Here is a 20,693-nt window from a genome sequence, read left to right as displayed (position 1 = left end):
TGAAAACGCTTTAATACAAAGAATAATCCCTGCATTTTTTTGCACACTATGAAATTTATTGCATGCTGTTATTTTCAAGTTTATATTTTTCAAGCTTATAATAAAGATTCCTCACTGATAACCCTAATGCCTTAGCTGCTGCCGTCTTATTCCCATTAAAACGGTGAAGAGTCTGCTGGATTATCTCTGCTTCATAATCTTCTATCATTGCATTTAACGTACGGTCCTGTTGAATAAGTTCATTTGGATTTGTTACTAGCTGTTCATTCCCTGTTATTTTGGGCTTAAGTTCTGGGAGGTGATGGACATTAATGTATGTTTCATAATAATTCATAAAAATGATTGCCCTGCCCAGAATATTTTCAAGTTCCCTTACATTTCCCGGCCAATCATAGTTCACTAATTTCAGAAGAGCGGCTTGAGTAATTCCCTCAACGTTTCTGCCGTAATCCAGATTAATTTTTTCTATAAGTCTTTCACACAGTACAGGAATTTCTTCCTTGCGATTTCTTAGTGGCGGTATATGTATTGGCATGCGATTTAAACGATAGTATAAGTCTTCCCTAAATGAACCTTTTGCAATTCCTTTTTCAAGATTCACATGGGTTGCCGCAATAATTCTAACATTGATCGGCACTGGCTTTGTACCGCCTACACGCGTGATTTCATTTTCTTGTAAAACTCTGAGTAATTTTGCCTGAGTATTCGCGGACAACTCGCCAATTTCATCGAGAAAAATACTTCCGTTATTAGCCTCTTCAAAATATCCTCTTTTTCCACCTCTTTTTGCCCCTGAAAATGCACCTTCTTCATAACCAAATAATTCACTTTCTAGGAGGGACTCAGAAATGGCAGCACAATTAACCCGAATAAATTTGTTGTATTTTCGATCACTTGCATTATGTATAGCATGGGCAAATAATTCTTTTCCTGTACCAGATTCACCTCGTAACAAAACAGTCGCAGGTGTTTTTGCCCCTAGTTTCGCCTGTTCAATTGCCAGAGTCATTTCCTCAGAACTTCCGATGATATCCTCAAAAGTGTACTTTGCTTCTAGTGTACGGATGATTTGACGTGCACGGTTCAATTCCCGGTTGAGCGTTTTTATTTCTGACATATCGTGAATGACCCCGACACTGCCTTTGAGTTTTCCTTTAACAATAATTGGGGCTACATTTACAATTACTTCCCGTTTATTAGCACCCACACGCATTGGAACCCCGCGGACCGCTCTTCTTGTCTGGAGCACCTTCATATGCATACTTTCACCTTCAGAAATATCAGCCGTTGCAGGATGTCCAATCACCTGTTCTTGTGTTAGACCGGTCAAACGTGTATATGCCGGATTAATAAGCAGTCCCCTGCCATTTTCGTCAACTACTGATATAGCATCATCACTAGAATGGATAATTGCCTGAAGCATCGTTTGAATTTCTTTTAAATCGGTAATTTCTTCTGCAAGATTCACTACCTCTGTAATATCCTTAAAAACAGCGAAAGCCCCCATTAAGGTCCCGTTCTCCTCGATGATGGGGATACGAGTTGTGATGATTTTTCTGCCATTTCCCAAAATCATTTCTTGATTTGTTTCGGTTCTTCTAGTTTCAAGGATAAGAGGCAGTCTGCTTTCGGGTATTACTTCAATCACATATTTCCCAATGGCTTGGTTACGTTTTACACCCGTCATTTCTTCGGCACGGCGATTAAATAAAATCACAAACCCCTTCGCATCAATCACCAGCATTCCATCATTTGTTGCATTAAAAATTAGTTCTTGCTGATAAGAGGCATTTTGATGTTTCACGATTAATTCTTCTTTTTCTTCAAGAAGCCGTGCGAGTAGAAATGCAACACTGCCAGGTATTAAAACAGTTTTCTTATCCTTCTTGCTCCTTAATTCCTGAAAGACTCGTTCATTTCCTGTTACTTCAATAATAATATCGATATTTTCACCTAGAAACGGCTTCCAATCAATCCCTGTACTTATACCCAGACTCTCTGCTAAAAGAATACCCGGTGCATCTAAATTTCTGTCAATAACAGCCTTAACCTGAAGGACTTCTGTTTCATTGAGCAGTTTTAGGACCGCTGTACCACCCTTCCCAGCGCCAACAATTATAACTTTTTGCATATTTCTGCCCCTTTTTTATAAAAGAAGATTTTTTCATACAAACTTATCGAAAACATGCAATATTTTTCACTATCTATTCTATATTTTTTTGGTTATCTTGACAAATTTTATCTTTGTACTAATATTTCCTTGAGGGTATATTTCTAATGACTAATCAAACAATTGGAAGGATTTAATTATGAAGCGGATTATTGCTTTACTCATATTAGTAATTCCAGGCTTTTTAGCGGGCTTTGGGATTAAATTAATGCGCGATATGACATTTGGGATTCTCCACAGCCCAATCCCCTATTTGTGGCTGCAATTTCTTTCAGGTCTCATTCTATTCATTGGCGGTTTAGCATTTGTCGCTGGATTCATTTTTCACCGCGATAGAAAAAGAAATAAAGTACAGGATCGATTCAAAAAATAAAAAGAGGCCATTATGGTCTCTTTTCATATTGTTTCCTAATTTTTAGGGCTTTTACTGGATCATCTGTAATAATAGATGTACAGTTAAGCTTACAAAGCCTATGCATATCATAATCTTTATTAACTGTATACGGTCTGACTGCAATTCCATTTTTAATGGCACCTTGGATGATTTCATCTGTTATTGACGCTAACTTCGGATGAATCCCCTTTGCACGAATAGATTGGGCATAGACCCACGGCATATAAATACGTTCATTAAAAAGAGGAGCTGTTTCGATTTCGGGTGCAGATCGATAACTTAAGACAATACTGTAATGATTAAAAGACGAGATGATAATCCGATGACTCAAATTATATCTTCGAACCAGTTGAATTACCTTTTCTTCCATTCCTTCATACGGAAAAAGGTTATTTTTTAACTCAATGTTACAAACGAGTTGGTTGGACTGCATCCATTCAAGGACTTCATTTAAAGAGGGAATTGGCTCTTTATTAACACCTTTTTTATCGGCATTAAATTTTCTAATTTCTTTATAGGTCAAGTCTTTTACAAACCCTTTACCAGTCGTTGTCCGATCAACTTTTTCATCATGTATGACAACGACTTCACCGTCCTTCGTTAATTGGACATCCAGCTCTAAGCCGTCTGCTCCTGCCTTTTCAGCAGCTATAAATGCACTCATCGTATTTTCAGCAAAAGCCAAAGAGTAACCTCGATGCGCGAAAATCTGTGTCACTTTTTCACTTCCTAACTAATTTGAAATGGAGGATTACAATGAGACCTTTACAATTATCACCTGAAACTGCCATTAAGCTTGCGGAAAAATTAAATGTTCCGATAGAACAGCTTATGCATATGCCTCAGCATATACTTATTCAAAAATTAATGGAACTAGAAAAAGAAAATAAAAGAGATTAGAACAAAAAAAGCCTTCATTACCAAAAATGAAGGCTTTTCCATTATATTATTGATCTTTTCAAGAAGCCTTATGCTCCAAACGAAGCTTATCAGCAACCATAGCGATAAACTCTGAGTTTGTAGGTTTAGCCTTAGACATGCTGACTGTATAACCGAATAAAGATGAAATGGAGTCGATATTTCCACGGCTCCAAGCCACTTCAATCGCGTGTCGAATTGCACGTTCTACCCGGCTTGCAGTTGTGTTATATTTTTTTGCAATATCAGGGTATAACACTTTTGTAATCGATCCAAGTAATTCAATATCGTTATAAACCATAGAAATAGCCTCGCGCAAGTACAGGTATCCTTTGATGTGTGCTGGAACCCCAATTTCATGAATTATACTTGTAATGCTGGCATCTAAATTTCTTGGTTTATTTTCAGTATGTGTACGATAATTTCCTGCAGCCGGAGCCTTTCTGCTTACCTGACTGCTTTTACCGCTTACCTGGCGAATATGGTTTCCTAAATTCTCCATATCAAAAGGTTTTAATATAAAATATGAGGCACCAAGTTCCACTGCCTTCTTTGTAACATCTTCTTGTCCAAATGCTGTTAACATAATAACATTTGGAATGGCACCCTTTTTAAGCTCTCTTAGGCGCTCGAGAACAGCTAAACCATCCAGGTGGGGCATAATAATATCTAAAACGAGTACATCCGTATCCGTTGATTCAAGAAGATCCAAACAATCCTGACCATTATGAGCAATTCCCGCAATTTCCATATCATCTTGGGAAGAAATATAATCCTCTAATAATCCAACTAACTCCCTATTATCATCCACGACACAAACTTTAATCTTTTTCACCTTTATATCCTCCTCAAGTCCAAATGGTCATATCTCTATTTAACATTAGCTTTTTATTCTCTTAATTCTATTCTAAATTAGAAATTCGACAATGCAACTAAAATTCCTCTAGTTTTTTTAATATTTCTTAAAATAGTGAGAAAATCTCATCTTTTCTTTGTTTTACTTTAATTTTCGACTAAATTTGCATATATGCTTATTTTTTCCAATGTTTTGTCGAAAAATCTTTATGGTATGCAAAAAAAACAAAATAGGCTATTTCGCCTATTTTGTTTTTAGAAAACTTTAGTTTTAACTAGCCTTTTCTTTTGGCTTTTCATATATGTTAATTCCTGCTTCATTTAACATCCATTCAATGTGTACTCCGTAACCGGAGGTTGGGTCATTGACAAAGACATGGGTAACTGCACCTATCAGCTTTCCATCTTGGATAATTGGACTTCCGCTCATTCCCTGAACGATTCCTCCCGTTTTCTCCAAAAGCCTTGGATCGGTTACTTTTAAAACCATGCCTTTTGTTGCTGGAAATTTCTGCGGGATCGTGCTGACAATTTCAATTTCAAATTCTTCTACCCTGTCGTCATTTACCACTGTTAAAATTTTTGCCGGTCCTTCCTTTACTTGGTGAGATAAGGCAATAGGAAGCGGCTTATCCAAAATTCCGTTCTTTAATTCTTTATTTAACACTCCGAATATCCCAAAGGGACTGTTTTTTGTGATGTTTCCGACTATTTCACGATCTGAAGAGAATCGCGCAAGCTTTTCTCCTGGGTCGCCGTTACTTCCTTTTTCAATCGATGTAACCGTAGAACGAACAATTTGACCATCTTCTACTACTATTGGTTTTTTTGTATCCATATCGGATATAACATGCCCGAGCGCACCATATTTTTTTGATTCTGGATGAACAAATGTCATGGTTCCAATTCCTGCTGCTGAATCACGAATATACAATCCCAGCTTATAGGAGTTCTCTCCCTTATCCTTAAGGGGAGTTAGTTTTGTTGTGAACTTGCCGCTTTCTCTGCTGATAACCATATCTAATGCTTTTCCGCTTTGCCCTGCATTTTGTACAAAGGGAGCCACATCTGTCATTTTTTCAATTTTGTTTCCATTGATTTCAGTAATAATGTCACCAATTTTTATTCCTGCTATTTCGCCGGGTGATTTTTTTCCATCTTCCGTATTAACTAAATGGTGGCCTACGACCAATACGCCAACCGTATTTAGTTTAACACCAATGGATTGTCCTCCTGGGGTGACTTTGAAATCCTTTAAAACATGTACATCGACCTTTTTAACAGGAATACCTGCAAACTCTAGAAGCATTTCTTCTTTGCCCGTATCATTTGCTTTTAAGGTTACATTTTTTTGATCTTGTTCAAGTGAGATATTTGAATTGAGAGATACTAAAGAGGCTGATACCGGTACAGCCTTTTGAAAAGTATAATCTTGTCCTTCAAAGACTGTTATGGCCTTTGGTATATCAAGGTAACGCTGAAATGGCTGAAAATAAAGAACGCTGATTAATGAAACAAGGAGAATTCCACCAATGATCTTTCTAATTATTTCTAACTTCAAAATCTTCACTCTCCTCGCTTCTGTTTCACTCTACATCGAAATGGCTACATCTTTAATTTTGCCTGCATGAGCGCCATTTATAACCTGAGACTACATAAAAAAGCTCCCCTAATTGGGAAGCTTTTCAATTTTTTTGTTTTCAGATGCTAAAAATAACAATTCTTCAGCATGTTTTTTCGTTAAATCAGTAATTTCTACACCGGAAATCATTCGACCAATTTCCTTTATCTTTTCATCTATGCTGAGTGGACTGACCGAAGTTTTGGTTCGTCCGCCTTCTGTTACCTTCGAAATAAACAAATGTGTGTCTGCCATCGCAGCTACCTGCGGCAAATGCGAAATACATAAAACCTGTGAATCAACAGCTACTTTATAAATTTTCTCAGCTATTGATTGGGCAACTCTGCCGCTGACACCAGTATCTACCTCATCAAAAATAATGGAGGTAACACCTTGGTGCTTCGAAAAAATACTCTTTAGCGCCAGCATGATTCTTGACAACTCACCGCCAGAGGCAATTTTTGATAATGGCTTTAAAGGTTCTCCTGGATTCGTTGAAATATAAAACTCGACATGATCCACACCAGTTTTCGTAAAGTGCGGCAAAATGGATTCAAAACGGATTTCAAAAACTGTTTTTGCCATATAGAGTTCTTTCAACTCATTATGAATTAGTTTTGTCAGCTTGCCAGCCCAGTGCTTTCTGTGCTCCGTCAGCTGTTTTGCTTCAAGGCTTAAATCCTTTTTAATGGAAGCTAATTGTTTTTCTAATTGTCCTATATGTGTTTCTTTATTTTGCAGAGTTTCTATTTCTTCTTCAATTTTTGCAGCGTATTCTAAAATTTCTTCGATTGTTTTTCCGTATTTCCGCTTTAACTGGTTAATTTCATTTAATCTTTCTTCAATCTCATTTAATCGCTCGGGATCATATTCTAATCCATCTAATTCATTTCTGAGCGTTCGTGAAGCATCCTCTAATTGATAAAAGCTATTCATGACAGACTCATACACGTCTTTATAAGCGGAATCCAAACTTTGAGCATCTTCGAGATTCCCCATTACCATACCAATCCAATCCAGCCCCTTTTGTTCACCAGTAAGGGCATTGTAACTAGATTGAACGGCATCGAAAACCCGTTCAAAATTAACAAGCTTTCTTTTTTCTTCAAAAAGCTGCTCATCTTCATTAAGCTTTAAATTGGCCTTTTGAATTTCATCAAATTGAAATTGAATTAAATCTAGTCGATGTGCGGTTTTCTGCTCATTCTCACTTAAAGACTTAAGCTTATGAGAGGTTTGCTCATAGCGATGAAACACTTCTTGATATTCTGTTTGCGAATGTGATATTTCCTCATACCCAAATTGGTCAAGCAAGAGCAGATGTCTGCTTTCATCCATTAAATCTTGATGTTCATGCTGGCCATGTATATCAACCAAGGCAGAACCCACTTCCCTTAATGTGGAGATGGTCACCAGCTTCCCATTTATTCTGCAGACACTTTTACCGGTCCGGGAAATATCCCTTCGTAAAACGACCATACCTTCTTCAATTTCTATTCCAAACTCAAATGCCTTTAAATTAACTGGATGGTTCTCATCAACTTGAAATAGACCTTCTATTTCTGCTTTCTCTTCCCCATGTCTAACAAACTCGTGAGAGCCTCTGCCTCCTACCAGCAGATGAATAGCATCAATAATGATGGATTTTCCTGCACCAGTTTCTCCAGTTAAAACCGTCAACCCTTTATCAAACGAAATGGAGAGGGCCTCGATAATAGCAAAATTCTTAATCGATAATTCTGATAACATGGTCCTTCCCCCTATTACAGCATGTCCAGGAACCGATTGGTGATCGTCTCTGTATCTTCTGGTGTACGGCAGATAATCAAAATCGTATCGTCCCCGCAGATGGTTCCTAATACTTCTTCCCAGTCAAGGTTATCAAGTAAAGCACCGATTGCCATAGCATTTCCAGGCAGACATTTCATTACCAGTAAATGTCCAGCAGAATCAATTCGAACAAATGCATCCATTAATGATCTTTTTAGTTTCTGTAATGGATTAAACCGCTGGTCCGCAGGAAGGCTATATTTGTATCGTCCATCTAACAAAGGAACTTTGACTAAGTGCAGTTCTTTAATATCCCTCGAAACCGTTGCTTGCGTTACATTAAAGCCTGCACTTTTTAATTCATCCACAAGTTCATCCTGTGTTTCAATATCATTATTGGTGATAATTTCTCTTATTTTGATATGACGTTGACCTTTATTCAAACCATTCACCCCGTAATCATTAGAACATTTAAGTATTTTGTACAAAAATGTCGCTTATATCAATATGTTAGCCCATTTTGCCTAGGATGTACAATGATTATTCAGGAGAAAAAACTTGTTAAATCAAAAAGAAGGATAAGCATCTGCTCATCCTTCAACATCTTGTTTTGATTTAAATTCTAGATGGGAGGCTTTCACGATTTGTGAAGGCTCAGTAGGTAATTGATTTTGTCCTTTTTCCTGTTCCCCCATCCATCTGAGGTGAAGAAGAAATTCAATATTTCCGTCCCCTCCTGTGATTGGAGAAAAGGATAAATTAACCGCATTAAATCCTTGTTCAAGAGCAAAATCGACAATTTTATTAACTACTTGTAAATGTACCTTTTCGTCACGAACAATGCCCTTTTTACCAACCTGTTCACGACCCGCTTCAAATTGCGGTTTTACGAGTGCAACAATATCACTTTCAGGAACAAGAAGTGTCTTTAAAACCGGTAAGATTAACTTTAAGGAGATAAAAGACACATCGATCGTTGCAAAATTGGGCATTTCACCTGCCAAGTCCTGGGGTGTTACATAGCGGAAGTTGGTTCTTTCCATTACCACTACACGTTCATCCTGTCGCAGCTTCCACGCAAGTTGATTATAACCTACATCTAAAGCATAGGACATTTTTGCACCATTTTGCAGAGCACAATCCGTAAATCCGCCCGTAGAAGCACCAATATCAAGCATGATTTTATCCTCGACTGTGACATCAAAGACCTTTAACGCCTTCTCAAGCTTCAGACCTCCACGGCTGACATATGGGAGAACGTTTCCTTTTATCGTAAGTGGAATATCTACTTTTACTTTCTCACCAGGTTTATCTAAGCGCTCCTCGTTTGTATAAACCAGCCCCGCCATAATGGACCGCTTTGCCTTTTCCCTTGTTTCAGCTAACCCTCTTTCAACTAATAAAACATCTAAACGTTCTTTGTTCTTCATTACTTATGCCCTTTTTTGTTTTTTACGTGCAAGTATCGTCATTCTTTTAACAACCTCAGAAGTAGTCATCCCTATTTCCTCAAGCAGTGAATCAACATCACCATGCTCAATAAATTGGTCTGGGATCCCCATTCTGTCGATTGCTTGTTGGTAGAAGCCTTGCTCGTGTGCGTATTCTAATACAGAACTTCCAAATCCGCCCTGAAGAACTGCTTCTTCAATGGTTAGTATAGGGATATTCTTTCTAAATAACTCGCTAAGCATTTTTTCATCTAATGGTTTAATGAAACGGGCGTTCACTATTTTCACAGAAATCCCTTGTTTTTCTAATGCTTCTGCTGCCTTCATTGCCATTGGGATGGTGGTACCAAAGGTTAAGATTGCACCATCTTCACCTTCCTTTAGAACCTCCCAAGTTCCAAGTGGAATACTCTTTAATTTTTCATCCATTGGCACACCCAAACCATTTCCTCGAGGGAATCTCATCGCAATTGGTCCATCATCATAATTCAGTGCCGTATAAACCATATGCTGCCCTTCATTTTCATCTTTAGGCATCATTAGTACGATATTAGGTACATGTCTTAAGAAGGCAATATCAAATACTCCCTGATGCGTTTCACCGTCAGCTCCGACTAACCCAGCTCGGTCAATTCCAATGAAAACATTTAGGTTCTGACGGCAAATGTCATGAACTACTTGATCATAGGCACGTTGCAAAAATGTCGAATAGATTGCCAAAAATGGCTTCATATTTTGAGTTGCTAATCCAGCAGCTACAGTAGCAGCATGCTGCTCAGCTATACCAACATCGTACATTCTCTCTGGGAATTCGCTGGCAAACCCCTCTAGTTTAGAACCAACAGGCATAGCTGGTGTAATTGCAACAATCCGCTCATCATTACGAGCAAGCTTGCGAACAGTTTCACTTACTAAGCTGCTCCAAGCTGGTGGTGCTTTATCAGACTTAACAAAGGCTCCCGTATCCATTTTATATGGACCAGTACCATGCCATGTTCCTTTTTTATCGCTCTCAGCAGGATGGAACCCTTTTCCTTTTTTTGTGATGACATGAAGAAGGACTGGACCTTCTGTTTTTTTCGCATAACGGAAATTTTCAAATAAAGCCTCATAATCATGCCCATCAACTGGTCCTAAATAGGTGAAGCCCATTTCCTCAAAGAACATGCCAGAAACAAATAAATATTTAAGACTGTCCTTTACTCGTTCTGCAGTTGCTGCGAGTTTCCCGCCAACCGCAGGAACCTTTTTCAATAACAATTCTAATTCATCTTTAACCCACTGATACTTGCCAGCTGTTCGTAATTGGCCAAGAATATTATGAAGAGCACCAACATTAGGCGCAATTGACATTTCGTTATCGTTTAGGATGACAATCATATTTTTCTTTTCATGACCAATATGGTTCAATGCTTCTAACGCCATTCCTCCAGTTAGGGCACCATCCCCAATGATAGGAACAATATAGGAGTTTTCTTTTTTCAAGTCCCTGGCAATAACCATTCCCATAGCGGCAGAAAGAGAAGTTGAGCTATGTCCGGTTTCCCATACATCATGTTCACTTTCAATCCTTTTAGGAAAGCCGCATAGTCCTTTATATTGGCGCAGCGTATCGAATTCACAAGCTCTGCCTGTAAGTATTTTATGAACATAGGACTGATGTCCTACATCCCAAATGAATTTATCATTGGGGCTGTCAAAACATTTATGTAATGCAATTGTTAATTCGACAACACCTAGATTCGGTCCAATATGGCCTCCAGTTACAGACAGCTTTTCAATCAAGAATCGGCGTATCTCTTGACTTAGAACCTCCAATTCTTGATTTGACATCCCTTTTAAAAAGGAAGGGTCTTTTATTGATAACAGATCCATGTTTGGACCACTCGCTTTCATACTTTTTCTATCAGTTCACCTAGTAAAAATAGCCGCTAACACTTTTAGTGGTAACGGCATTGACAACGATTTCTACATTGACAACAATTATAACACATTTGCGTTGTTGTTCAAATACCAGTTATTTAGTGGTCTCTTGATGCTACAAGTTCTGCAATTTCGTTGAGCAGGTGTATATTTAGTCCTGTATCTTCTAAGTATTGCTTTGAAAGCACCAATTGCTTTTGTAACGCTTCTTTTGCACCCTCCATAGACAATAACTGCGGATAGGTGCTTTTCTGATTAGTGGTATCACTGCCAACAGGCTTACCTAGCAGCTCTGTGTTTCCCTCTAAGTCGAGAATGTCATCCTGGATTTGGAAAGCAAGACCAAGATGATGGGCAAATGCTTTAAGGTTTTCAAGTTGATCATGATTTGCCCCGCCTAACAAAGCACCAGCAATAACGCTGTATTTTAAGAGCTTACCTGTCTTATGAATATGAATATATTCCAGCTCTTCAATGGTTAAGGATTTCCCTTCTCCCTCAATATCGGCTACCTGGCCGCCTACCATTCCTTCACTTCCCGCAGCTTTCGCCATTTCGATGACCAATTGAAGTTTCGTTTCACTTGAAGCTATTTCGTTTGGTATTTTTCCGATTACTTCGAAACTGTAGGTTAAGAGAGCATCACCAGCAAGAATTGCGAGAGCCTCTCCAAACACTTTATGGTTCGTCGGCTTGCCTCTTCTAAGGTCATCGTTATCCATACTTGGCAAGTCATCATGTATTAACGAATAAGTGTGGATCATTTCTATAGCTGAAGCTGCTAACAGCCCCATTTTGGGATCTTTTCCAAAAGCCGCAAGTGTAGCAAAGACTAACAGCGGACGAATTCTCTTGCCCCCAGCCCGAAGGGAATAATGCATGGCTTCTTTAATATTAGGAGGTGCGTTTAGCTTTTCCACCAAGGTTCGAAGCTCTGATTCAAGCAGTTGTTTATATTCTTGTGTAAAAGCATCTAGAACTTTAGTATCCAAAGCCTACTCCTCCTCTTCAATCGTAAAGTTTTGTTTACGTCCGTCCTCCGTAATAATCTGAGTTAATTGTTCCTCAACACTTTTTAACTTATCATGACAAAGCTTAGACAGTTCCATTCCTTCTTTATAAAAGACAATCGCCTCTTCTAAAGGGACATCTCCTTCTTCAAGCTTATCCACAATTTGCTCAAGCTTATTCATCGCTTCCTCAAAGGAAATCTTTTGTTCATTACTCACGGTTCTCGCTCTCCTTTATATTCTGTACATTACAGAGAAGGCTGCCATCTGTTAATTGAATTTGAAGTGGTTCGTTCTCTTTGACTTGTTTAATGCTTTTTATCAATTCATTTTCATTAGAGTAAACGAGGCTGTATCCACGTTCCATTATTTTTAACGGACTTAAAGCTTGCAGCGTTGAAATGACCTTATCGAATTCAGTTTGTTTTTTTAATAGGATTTTCTCCATAGCTCGTTTCAAATCTTTTTGTGACCGGTCAAACCTTCCCTCTGCATCTAAGAAAGCTACCTTTGGATGGTTTCGTATCAGACGATTGTGTACAGTTTGATGCTGTGACCTTTTGACGTCTGACAATCTGGAGGCACCCCTGACAAGCAGTTCTGTTAATTTATCAACCTGCTCGAGCTTCTGTTCGTAAAGACGCTGCGGGTACCGAAAAGCATAGGATTTTTGTGCTCTGACTAATCTTTGCTTCTCATATCGGAAAAGGCTGTTCATAGATTGGAGCATACGGGTTTTTCGCTGCAGCAGTCTTTCCATTAAATCATCGATCTGCGGTACAGCTAACTCAGCTGCAGCAGTAGGCGTTGGTGCTCTCATATCTGCAACAAAATCCGCAATTGTAAAATCTGTTTCGTGTCCTACGGCTGAAATAATTGGGATATTCGATTGAAAGATAGCTCTAGCAACTATTTCCTCATTAAAAGCCCATAATTCTTCGATTGAGCCGCCGCCCCGCCCTACTATAAGCACATCCAGCTCATCTAGCTTATTTGCTTTCTCAATCGCTGAAGCAATAGAAGGAGCGGCATTTCCACCTTGTACGAGGGCTGGTAAAACTAGAATATTGGCTATCGGATAACGTCTTTTAATGGTTGTGATAATGTCTCTTATTGCAGCTCCTGTGGGTGAAGTAATCACACCTACCGTCTTCGGATAACTCGGTATAGATTTTTTCCGTTCTATCGAAAATAAACCTTCTGCTTCGAGTCTTTTTTTCAATTGTTCATAGGCTAAAAATAACTCGCCAATTCCATCCGGCTGCATTTCTTTAATATATATTTGGTATTGACCGCTCGGTTCATAAACAGATATATCCCCTTTTACAACTACCTTCATACCGTTTTCAGGAGAAAACTTCATTGTCCGTGTTTCCCTTGCGAACATGACAGCCAGTATGCGTGCTTTCTCATCCTTTAAGGTAAAATACATATGACCGCTCGAATGCTGTTTAAAGTTTGAGATTTCACCTCTCACATGGACATCCTGCAAATGGGGATCAGCATCAAATTTTCTTTTTATGTATTTTGTTAAAGCCAGTACTGACAAATACTTTTTTTCCTGCATTACGAACTCCTTTTAGGACCGCAGCGTATTTTTTGCTGATTTAAGCGTGTTATACATGAGCATCGTAATGGTCATAGGTCCTACTCCTTTTGGAACGGGGGTAATAAACCCTGCTTTTTCTACGACTTCATTGAAATCCACATCTCCGCAGAGCTTCCCAGCTTCATTTCGGTTTATCCCTACATCAATAACTACAGCACCATCTTTTACATGATCTGCTTTTATGAAATTAGCAATGCCAACAGCAGCCACGAGTATATCAGCTTGCGTTGTATGTGCCTTGAGGTCCTTTGTCCTTGAATGACAGTACGTTACAGTTGCATGCTGGTTAAGAAATAGCTGGCCAACCGGCTTTCCAACAATATTACTTCTTCCGACAACAACGACATGTTTGCCGGCAATATCGATACCTGTTTCTTCTAGGAGCACCATGATTCCATATGGGGTACAAGGTAAAAATGCATCCTGGCCAGTCATCATTCTTCCGATATTTATCGGGTGAAAGCCGTCAACATCTTTTAAAGGTGAGATTGCTTCAATTACTTTAATTTCGTCAATATGCTTTGGAAGCGGCAGCTGTACGAGTATCCCATGGATCGCTGGGTCTTCATTCAATTCTTCGATTTTTAACAGAAGTTCATTCTGTGAAGTCTCTTCTGGCAGCTCAATTAATACGGAGTACATCCCCAGTTCTCTACAAGTCTTTTCTTTGTTTGTTACATATGTTCTGGAAGCATGATTGTTCCCCACAAGAATAACAGCAAGTCCTGGTGTAACCCCTTTATCTCTTAGTTTTATTACTTCTTCAGCAATTTCTACTTTTTTCTTTGCGGCTATTTCCTTACCATCTATAATTGTTGCAGTCATTATGTTCCCCTCCAGTAGTATGTAATCTATTTATTCGCTGATTAGCTGCTGTTTCACTTTTGATAGTACACCATTAATAAATCGGCTGGATTGTTCATCACCGTAAATTTTGGCAATTTCAATCGCTTCATCTAAAATTACATTTTCAGGTGTTTCAGTTCGGAAGTATTTTAATTCATAAACAGCTAACCTCAATAAGTTCCTGTCTACCGTTGCTAAACGGTCAATTGTCCATTTTTCAAGGTGTTCTATGATTAATGGATCAATTTCATTTTTATGTTCAACCACTCCTTGTACAAGCTTGGTTAGATAGTCATCTCCTGACTCTCCCTCCAAAACATGTTCAATTGCAGAAGATGGCTCTGTATTACTTACATCGATTTGAAAAAGAGCTTGTAACGCCTTTTCCCTAGCAGTTCTTCTTTTCATTATACCGTTAACTCCTTTAGAGAAATAATTAATTTTTGTCTAATTTCATACAACCATTGCTTGTTTTTGTTTTGCACATAAAAAGATAATAGCATAACTAAAATTGATTCGCACTGTAAGAACTTATTTTTACCTAGAAGCAGTATACTAATAACCGTAAAAAAAGAAAAAACCAAAGGAATTCTCCTTTGGTCAAACATTTAAATCTCTTCTTCTACTTCTGGTTCTGGTTTTTGGGTTTCGAAAGAGATTCCAACTACGTGGATGTTTACTGCTTCAGCCTCGAGAGCTGTCATGTTTAGTAATGCTTGTCGAATGTTATCTTGTATTTTTCCTGCTACAGTTGGAATAGATACTCCAAATTTCATTAAGCAGTATACGTCAACGGTAATTCCCTCTTCCGATAGTTCTACCTTAACACCTTTACCGTGGTTTTTCTTTCCAAGTCGTTCAACTACACCTGTTGCAAAATTCCCGCGCATTTGTGCAACTCCCTCGACCTCGGAAGCAGCAATACCTGCAATGACTTCAATGACTTCTGGTGCAATTTCAACTTTACCGTGGCCGTTGTTGCCTTGATTCATTTCCAGTACATTATACTCGCTCATAAAGTACACCTCCAGATTAGTTAGATTTCATCACATCATATAATTCAAGAAACTTGGTATTGAACTGTCCCTCTACGAATTTTTCATGATCAAGCAATTTTAAATGGAACGGTATGGTAGTATGAATACCCTCTATTACAAATTCACTTAACGCACGTTTCATTCGTGAGATTGCTTCTTCCCTGCTATTACCATATGTGATGACCTTCGCAATCATAGAATCATAATAAGGCGGAATCGTATAACCTGGGTAAGCAGCTGAATCAATCCGAACACCATAACCGCCAGGAGGCAGGTACATATGAATTTTTCCTGCTGAAGGCATGAAGTTCTTCTCCGGGTTTTCCGCATTGATTCGACATTCAATTGCCCACCCTGTAAAGGTAACATCCTGCTGATTAACCGTTAATTTTTCTCCAGAAGCAACTTTAATTTGCTCCTTTATTAGATCAATACCTGTAACCATTTCAGTAACTGGGTGCTCCACCTGGATCCTTGTATTCATTTCCATAAAGTAAAATTTACGATTGCGGTAGTCATATATAAATTCTACCGTTCCTGCACCTGAATAATCAACTGCTTTTGCCGCTTTTACTGCAGCATTTCCCATTTCGGCACGAATTTCTCCATCTAAAGCTGGAGATGGGGTCTCTTCGAGAAGTTTTTGCAGTCTCCTTTGAATGGAACAGTCCCTTTCTCCTAAATGAACTGTATTTCCATAGGAGTCTGCCAGTACTTGTATTTCAACATGACGGAAATCCTCAATATACTTTTCTATGTATACTCCTGGATTACCAAAAGCAGTTAAAGCCTCTTGCTGTGTAATATTAATACCCTTAATTAATTCCTGTTCATTTTTTGCAACACGGATCCCTTTACCGCCTCCGCCAGCTGTTGCTTTAATGATTACCGGGTATTCAATTCTTTCTACAAGTTCAAGTGCTTCTTCAATATCATTTATAATTCCCGTTGACCCTGGTACAATCGGAACCCCTGCTTCACGCATTGTTTCCCTTGCAATATCTTTTGTTCCCATTTTGGTAATTGCCTCGGGACTAGGTCCCACGAAGGTAATATTACATTCACGGCATAGCTCAGCAAAATCTGCATTTTCGGCTAGGAAACCATATCCAGGGTGGATGGCATCACAGGCAGTTAATTTCGCTACACTAATTAAATTTGTCACATTAAGATAACTATCTTTTGATAATGTCGGTCCAATGCAATAGGCTTCATCTGCAAGCTGTACATGCAGAGCTTCACGGTCGGCCTCGGAGTATACGGCAACAGATTCAATGCCCATTTCCCTGCAAGCACGAATGATTCTGACAGCAATTTCTCCTCTATTTGCAATTAACAGTTTCTTTATCATCCTGTTACCCGCTCCTATTCTGGCTTTACTAAAAATAATGGCTGCCCATATTCTACTAATTGACCATTCTTCGCTAGTACTTCAACTATTTCGCCATTAACTTCAGCTTCAATTTCATTAAATAATTTCATTGCTTCGACAATACAGACAATAGAATCCTTTGTAACAGCTGAACCTGCTTTTACATAGGCATCAGCATCTGGTGTTGGTGAGGCATAAAATGTCCCTACCATAGGGGAAGTGATTTTGTGTAATGACGAAGTATCAGTCTCTGTTGAGGCATTTTGAACTGCCGCATCCGGCTTTATTTCTTGGACTGGCGCTGCACTAGCTAATGCTGCTGGTGCTATTGGCTGGATAACAGGTGCTGCTTGAACTGCCGCTTGTGGTGCAGGCACAGTTGTCACTGTTGTAGTTCCAGTATTCTTTTTCATTTTTATTTTAGAACCTTCATTTTCATAAACGAATTCATCAATACTGGACTGGTCAACTAATTTTATCAATTCACGAATTTCTTGTACTTTTAACAATCTGAACACTCCTTGTCCTACATAAATTAAGACTAACTACTAATACTATACGCTAATACCTTAGCAAAGTTCAATATTCTTCTTATCACAATACACAAAAAAGGGAAAGCCGCGCTTGGCTTTCCCTTTTTTTATTTATTTTGTCGGCTGAAATTCTACAGCAACAAAATTAGTTTCACCAATCTCCTTTTTAACCATTTTAATAATTGCGTTAGCTTCTGATTTTGTAGACTCTTTACTTGACTTTACAATTATCTTAACTGTTGACCCATCTGCTCTAACTAGAGCATCTTCATAGTCCATAGCTTTAATTAAGGTTTCTAGCATTTCTTCCTTTTGTGCTATTTCACTTAATTTCTTCATTTGGTCAACCGCTTCACTTCTCTGGTCAGCAGGCAGATCAGTTGTCGCTACAACAGCATTTAGTTGTTCTTTTAATTCACTGCGCTCATCCTGCAGCTTCAAACGAAGTGCTTCAAATTCCTCGTCACCTGCAACTTGAGAAATCACGGTGTCTCCGTCTTTAACTTCCGTTTCTGTATCTGTTTTCGTTTCTTTTTGCTCAGCTTTCTCTTCTTGTTTCACTGCTGCAAGTTCATTACTTTTTTGTTCAGGAGAGGTAATGTAATAAACAGATAGTACAACCACCAAACTTAACATCGTTAATAACCAAACAGTTTGTTTTTTCAATAGCATTCGTAAATCCCCCTTTTATTTTTTAGGCATAACGGCAACACGGTGGCTAGGTACGTCAAGCGCTCGTGTCACTGCCTCTATAATCCATTTTTTCACTTGAATATTATCTGCACCTTTAGCTACTACCAGCACTCCTCGAATATCTGGTTTTTGGTATTCAACCACAATAGGTACCTCTTTTTCACCTTCACGTATAATAACTAATTGTTCATCAGTGGAAGTATCCTGAACTTTCCGTTCTCCACCCTCGTTGTCTTTTTCCTCTGTTGTCTGAGATTTCGTTACTGTATTTTTCTCCAGAACCTTTTTATCTGTAGAATCAATATTCACCACTACTGTTACATCGTCAACACCCAGCATTTCCTCCAGTGCCTTCTTAAGCTGTTTCTCATATTCCTCTTCGTAACCAGCAATGGTTTTATTATTTGAATCTTTCTTTAAACTAAAGGCTTCAACCTCAGACGTTTCTGCCTGACTTGTGGATACTGCCTTACTGTCAAGTGGAGCGGTTTTATCCGAGAATAAAACATTACCAACAATCATGAATGCGGCACCGATGCATAGTACCAGAATCATATATTGATATTTGCCAGATTTTTTATCAGAGCTTTCACCCTTTGAGACTAGGTTTTTCAGCCATGAAAATGGTCCCTTATTATTTTCCATTCTGCTATTTCATCCCCCCTTCAACCGAGACTTCAATCACTTTTTCGGTTACATTCCAATGCTGCGAAAGAAATGCGGCGACTTTTTCTGATTCTTCTGTTTGATCCTTAGATGGAAGAGGTGTTCCTGTGTCAATGCTTACGGGTTGTACAGCTTCAACTGTCATATCTTTTGTTTCTGGCTGCTTTAGGCGAACTGTAACCATTTCAAGGTTCTCAGGGAATGATTCTTGACTTTCATCCTTGGTTATTAGTTCTATTTTTGCAATTTCCAAACCAAATTGTTCCATCAACTCCTCTTCTACTCCCTTTTCAAGCTGGACAGCCATTGTTTCTAAAATATATGCATGATTGGAGGCTTGTATTTCTTTTTTCTGCAATTCTATTAAATTTTCCATATTTTTTTCTTCCGGCCCCTGAAAAGAAGGGATCTGTGCCATCGCTGTTTCAAAATCTTTAGAGATTAACTTAAAAATTGGTGTTAAAATAATAGCTATTAGCAGCAGACCCGTAACCATTTTGGTATATTTTTGCATACTTGTATTGGGAAGCAGCATGTCAATAACAGTTGCCAAGAGGATAAAAAGAATGATATTCGTTACCCACTCTATTAAAAATTCCATAACATTCTCCCCTATCTCATCATCATCGTTAGATTCCCTGCTGCGACAATTACTGTAATACTTAAAAAGAACATGAGAGAGACGATGCCGAGTGCAGCAAAAACATAAATGACGCTTTTGCTAATAATATCTAAGCATTTAATTACCGGTCCCCCGCCTAAGGGCTGCAAAATAGCTGCGGCGAATTTATAAATGAACGCGACCATTAAAATCTTCAGTGCTGGAAAGGCAACAATGATGAGCAGAATACCTACACCAGCTATTCCAACAGAATTTTTTAACAATCCAGAGGCACTGACTACAGTATCCGCAGCGTCAGTAAAGATACGGCCAATAACAGGGATGAAGTTCCCAGTTACAAATTTCGCGGTACGGATGGCTACTCCATCTGTTATCGCGGTGGAAGCACCCTGCACGGAAATCACTCCAAGAAAGACGGTCAAGAATAGACCCATTAAACCAATACTCCAGTTTCTAAGCAGCTGTGCTAACTGAGTCACTTTATACTGATCAGACATCGTACTAACAATACTCAATAGAGTAGCTAAAAAAAGCAATGGAAGGATAACATACTGCATGAACATCCCGCTGATATTCATTAAAAACAAAATAACTGGATGAAAAAATGCTGCAGAGATGATTCCTCCAGATGAAGCAATCAAGGCTAATAAAAGCGGGATTAATGCAAGTACGAAGGAAATCATGCTCCCAATTGCCTCATTTGTATACTCTATGACGATATGAAAACTATTAAGCGCAATTATGACTAGCACCATATAAACGATTGAATAGGCAACTTTACTAATCGTGCTGCTTTCAAACGCATTTTGCATCGATTGAAGAAACATGCTGAAAATGGTAAGGAGAATTAAAGAACCAAGTAACTTTCCATTTACCACAAATTCATGAAATAAGAATTTCAGAACTCCTTGTGTCCAATCCTTCAAAGAGAACTTCTTATCTCCTTTTACGAAATCATACAAACTTCCTTTCTGGCTCTCTGGCAGGAAACCGCCGTATTCACTTTGAATATCCACCCAATATTGTTTAAGCTCTGTTAAATCCATATTTTTAAGCTGTGCGTCTACTAATTCCTGCGGAGAAAGAGGTGTGGAGGCATCACTCACATCTTCGTTAGCTTGTACACTTGTTGACGAAAAAAACAGAAATAATAGAATAATAATAGGAATAATCTGCAGCCTTTGCTTCATCATTTTTCACCTC

The 20,693-nt window shown here is 38.6% G+C and carries 22 protein-coding genes; 2 read left to right on the top strand and 20 right to left on the bottom strand.

Annotated elements, in window-relative coordinates:
* Window positions 1-55: 55 nt before the first annotated feature.
* On the bottom strand, window positions 56-2,131 hold the full coding sequence (locus tag SFC47_RS10915) for a sigma 54-interacting transcriptional regulator (protein ID WP_411254299.1): 2,076 nt from the start codon (window positions 2,129-2,131) through the stop codon (window positions 56-58).
* A 178-nt stretch (window positions 2,132-2,309) separates the two neighbouring features.
* Here SFC47_RS10915 and SFC47_RS10910 point away from each other — a divergent pair, with 178 nt between their 5' ends.
* A complete protein-coding gene (locus SFC47_RS10910) occupies window positions 2,310-2,543 on the top strand; it encodes a DUF2627 domain-containing protein (RefSeq protein ID WP_411254298.1) in 234 nt (77 codons plus the stop codon).
* 10 nt (window positions 2,544-2,553) lie between these two features.
* Here SFC47_RS10910 and SFC47_RS10905 read toward each other — a convergent pair whose 3' ends face one another.
* Window positions 2,554-3,282 (bottom strand): glycerophosphodiester phosphodiesterase, encoded by a 729-nt coding sequence (locus SFC47_RS10905; RefSeq protein WP_411254297.1) that lies wholly within the window; start codon window positions 3,280-3,282, stop codon window positions 2,554-2,556.
* Between the two features lie 38 nt (window positions 3,283-3,320).
* Here SFC47_RS10905 and SFC47_RS10900 point away from each other — a divergent pair, with 38 nt between their 5' ends.
* Window positions 3,321-3,464: a YycC family protein gene (locus tag SFC47_RS10900; protein ID WP_411254296.1), complete on the top strand. Its 144-nt coding sequence runs from the start codon at window positions 3,321-3,323 to the stop codon at window positions 3,462-3,464.
* A gap of 58 nt (window positions 3,465-3,522) precedes the next feature.
* On the opposite strand, the gene spo0A is transcribed toward SFC47_RS10900, so the two are convergent.
* The 18 genes from spo0A to spoIIIAE all read right to left on the bottom strand — a co-directional run bounded on the left by spo0A (window position 3,523) and on the right by spoIIIAE (window position 20,680).
* The gene (gene spo0A / locus SFC47_RS10895; RefSeq protein ID WP_411254295.1) at window positions 3,523-4,317 is read right to left on the bottom strand and encodes a sporulation transcription factor Spo0A; all 795 of its coding nucleotides are present in this window, start codon (window positions 4,315-4,317) and stop codon (window positions 3,523-3,525) included.
* Window positions 4,318-4,608: 291 nt separating this feature from the next.
* Window positions 4,609-5,898: a SpoIVB peptidase gene (spoIVB, locus tag SFC47_RS10890; protein WP_411254294.1), complete on the bottom strand. Its 1,290-nt coding sequence runs from the start codon at window positions 5,896-5,898 to the stop codon at window positions 4,609-4,611.
* Between the two features lie 108 nt (window positions 5,899-6,006).
* The gene (recN, locus tag SFC47_RS10885; RefSeq protein WP_411254293.1) at window positions 6,007-7,707 is read right to left on the bottom strand and encodes a DNA repair protein RecN; all 1,701 of its coding nucleotides are present in this window, start codon (window positions 7,705-7,707) and stop codon (window positions 6,007-6,009) included.
* Window positions 7,708-7,721: 14 nt separating this feature from the next.
* Complete coding sequence (ahrC, locus tag SFC47_RS10880; protein WP_045517526.1) at window positions 7,722-8,171, bottom strand: transcriptional regulator AhrC/ArgR; 450 nt, start codon at window positions 8,169-8,171, stop codon at window positions 7,722-7,724.
* A gap of 147 nt (window positions 8,172-8,318) precedes the next feature.
* Window positions 8,319-9,158: a TlyA family RNA methyltransferase gene (locus tag SFC47_RS10875; protein ID WP_411254292.1), complete on the bottom strand. Its 840-nt coding sequence runs from the start codon at window positions 9,156-9,158 to the stop codon at window positions 8,319-8,321.
* A gap of 3 nt (window positions 9,159-9,161) precedes the next feature.
* The gene (dxs, locus tag SFC47_RS10870) at window positions 9,162-11,054 is read right to left on the bottom strand and encodes a 1-deoxy-D-xylulose-5-phosphate synthase (RefSeq protein ID WP_411254291.1); all 1,893 of its coding nucleotides are present in this window, start codon (window positions 11,052-11,054) and stop codon (window positions 9,162-9,164) included.
* Between the two features lie 146 nt (window positions 11,055-11,200).
* On the bottom strand, window positions 11,201-12,094 hold the full coding sequence (locus tag SFC47_RS10865; RefSeq protein WP_411254290.1) for a polyprenyl synthetase family protein: 894 nt from the start codon (window positions 12,092-12,094) through the stop codon (window positions 11,201-11,203).
* Between the two features lie 3 nt (window positions 12,095-12,097).
* Window positions 12,098-12,331: an exodeoxyribonuclease VII small subunit gene (locus tag SFC47_RS10860; protein WP_335458177.1), complete on the bottom strand. Its 234-nt coding sequence runs from the start codon at window positions 12,329-12,331 to the stop codon at window positions 12,098-12,100.
* The gene (xseA, locus tag SFC47_RS10855; RefSeq protein ID WP_411254289.1) at window positions 12,324-13,679 is read right to left on the bottom strand and encodes an exodeoxyribonuclease VII large subunit; all 1,356 of its coding nucleotides are present in this window, start codon (window positions 13,677-13,679) and stop codon (window positions 12,324-12,326) included. The genes SFC47_RS10860 and xseA overlap by 8 nt, the downstream gene beginning before the upstream one ends.
* 12 nt (window positions 13,680-13,691) lie before the next feature.
* Window positions 13,692-14,546, bottom strand: coding sequence for a bifunctional methylenetetrahydrofolate dehydrogenase/methenyltetrahydrofolate cyclohydrolase FolD (folD, locus tag SFC47_RS10850; protein ID WP_411254288.1), 855 nt, complete (start codon window positions 14,544-14,546; stop codon window positions 13,692-13,694).
* A gap of 30 nt (window positions 14,547-14,576) precedes the next feature.
* Window positions 14,577-14,975 carry a transcription antitermination factor NusB gene (gene nusB / locus SFC47_RS10845; protein WP_411254287.1) on the bottom strand — a complete coding sequence of 133 codons (399 nt, stop codon included), beginning with the start codon at window positions 14,973-14,975 and terminating at the stop codon, window positions 14,577-14,579.
* A gap of 200 nt (window positions 14,976-15,175) precedes the next feature.
* Window positions 15,176-15,583, bottom strand: a complete 408-nt coding sequence (locus tag SFC47_RS10840) for an Asp23/Gls24 family envelope stress response protein (protein WP_307194522.1) — start codon at window positions 15,581-15,583, stop codon at window positions 15,176-15,178.
* 16 nt (window positions 15,584-15,599) lie between these two features.
* On the bottom strand, window positions 15,600-16,955 hold the full coding sequence (accC, locus tag SFC47_RS10835) for an acetyl-CoA carboxylase biotin carboxylase subunit (RefSeq protein ID WP_411254286.1): 1,356 nt from the start codon (window positions 16,953-16,955) through the stop codon (window positions 15,600-15,602).
* 14 nt (window positions 16,956-16,969) lie between these two features.
* Window positions 16,970-17,485: an acetyl-CoA carboxylase biotin carboxyl carrier protein gene (gene accB / locus SFC47_RS10830; protein ID WP_411254285.1), complete on the bottom strand. Its 516-nt coding sequence runs from the start codon at window positions 17,483-17,485 to the stop codon at window positions 16,970-16,972.
* Between the two features lie 135 nt (window positions 17,486-17,620).
* Window positions 17,621-18,181, bottom strand: coding sequence for a SpoIIIAH-like family protein (locus tag SFC47_RS10825; protein ID WP_411254284.1), 561 nt, complete (start codon window positions 18,179-18,181; stop codon window positions 17,621-17,623).
* A 15-nt stretch (window positions 18,182-18,196) separates the two neighbouring features.
* Window positions 18,197-18,847 carry a stage III sporulation protein AG gene (spoIIIAG, locus tag SFC47_RS10820; protein WP_411254283.1) on the bottom strand — a complete coding sequence of 217 codons (651 nt, stop codon included), beginning with the start codon at window positions 18,845-18,847 and terminating at the stop codon, window positions 18,197-18,199.
* A gap of 4 nt (window positions 18,848-18,851) precedes the next feature.
* Window positions 18,852-19,469: a stage III sporulation protein AF gene (gene spoIIIAF, locus SFC47_RS10815; protein ID WP_411254282.1), complete on the bottom strand. Its 618-nt coding sequence runs from the start codon at window positions 19,467-19,469 to the stop codon at window positions 18,852-18,854.
* Window positions 19,470-19,480: 11 nt separating this feature from the next.
* Window positions 19,481-20,680, bottom strand: coding sequence for a stage III sporulation protein AE (gene spoIIIAE / locus SFC47_RS10810; RefSeq protein ID WP_411254563.1), 1,200 nt, complete (start codon window positions 20,678-20,680; stop codon window positions 19,481-19,483).
* Between the last annotated feature and the right edge of the window lie 13 nt (window positions 20,681-20,693).

Source organism: Neobacillus niacini, from assembly GCF_046591715.1.
GTDB lineage: Bacteria > Bacillota > Bacilli > Bacillales > Cytobacillaceae > Neobacillus > Neobacillus niacini_L.
This window is presented reverse-complemented; position numbering and strand designations above follow the sequence as displayed.

What these genes read in the sequence shown, in the direction of transcription:
- SFC47_RS10915 (WP_411254299.1), bottom strand. Translation starts at nt 2,131, where the DNA reads ATGCAAAAAGTTATAATTGTTGGCGCTGGGAAGGGTGGTACAGCGGTC.
- SFC47_RS10910 (WP_411254298.1), top strand. Translation starts at nt 2,310, where the DNA reads ATGAAGCGGATTATTGCTTTACTCATATTAGTAATTCCAGGCTTTTTA.
- SFC47_RS10900 (WP_411254296.1), top strand. Translation starts at nt 3,321, where the DNA reads ATGAGACCTTTACAATTATCACCTGAAACTGCCATTAAGCTTGCGGAA.
- recN (WP_411254293.1), bottom strand. Translation starts at nt 7,707, where the DNA reads ATGTTATCAGAATTATCGATTAAGAATTTTGCTATTATCGAGGCCCTC.
- SFC47_RS10875 (WP_411254292.1), bottom strand. Translation starts at nt 9,158, where the DNA reads ATGAAGAACAAAGAACGTTTAGATGTTTTATTAGTTGAAAGAGGGTTA.
- dxs (WP_411254291.1), bottom strand. Translation starts at nt 11,054, where the DNA reads ATGGATCTGTTATCAATAAAAGACCCTTCCTTTTTAAAAGGGATGTCA.
- xseA (WP_411254289.1), bottom strand. Translation starts at nt 13,679, where the DNA reads ATGCAGGAAAAAAAGTATTTGTCAGTACTGGCTTTAACAAAATACATA.
- folD (WP_411254288.1), bottom strand. Translation starts at nt 14,546, where the DNA reads ATGACTGCAACAATTATAGATGGTAAGGAAATAGCCGCAAAGAAAAAA.
- nusB (WP_411254287.1), bottom strand. Translation starts at nt 14,975, where the DNA reads ATGAAAAGAAGAACTGCTAGGGAAAAGGCGTTACAAGCTCTTTTTCAA.
- SFC47_RS10840 (WP_307194522.1), bottom strand. Translation starts at nt 15,583, where the DNA reads ATGAGCGAGTATAATGTACTGGAAATGAATCAAGGCAACAACGGCCAC.
- accC (WP_411254286.1), bottom strand. Translation starts at nt 16,955, where the DNA reads ATGATAAAGAAACTGTTAATTGCAAATAGAGGAGAAATTGCTGTCAGA.
- SFC47_RS10825 (WP_411254284.1), bottom strand. Translation starts at nt 18,181, where the DNA reads ATGCTATTGAAAAAACAAACTGTTTGGTTATTAACGATGTTAAGTTTG.
- spoIIIAG (WP_411254283.1), bottom strand. Translation starts at nt 18,847, where the DNA reads ATGGAAAATAATAAGGGACCATTTTCATGGCTGAAAAACCTAGTCTCA.
- spoIIIAF (WP_411254282.1), bottom strand. Translation starts at nt 19,469, where the DNA reads ATGGAATTTTTAATAGAGTGGGTAACGAATATCATTCTTTTTATCCTC.
- spoIIIAE (WP_411254563.1), bottom strand. Translation starts at nt 20,680, where the DNA reads ATGAAGCAAAGGCTGCAGATTATTCCTATTATTATTCTATTATTTCTG.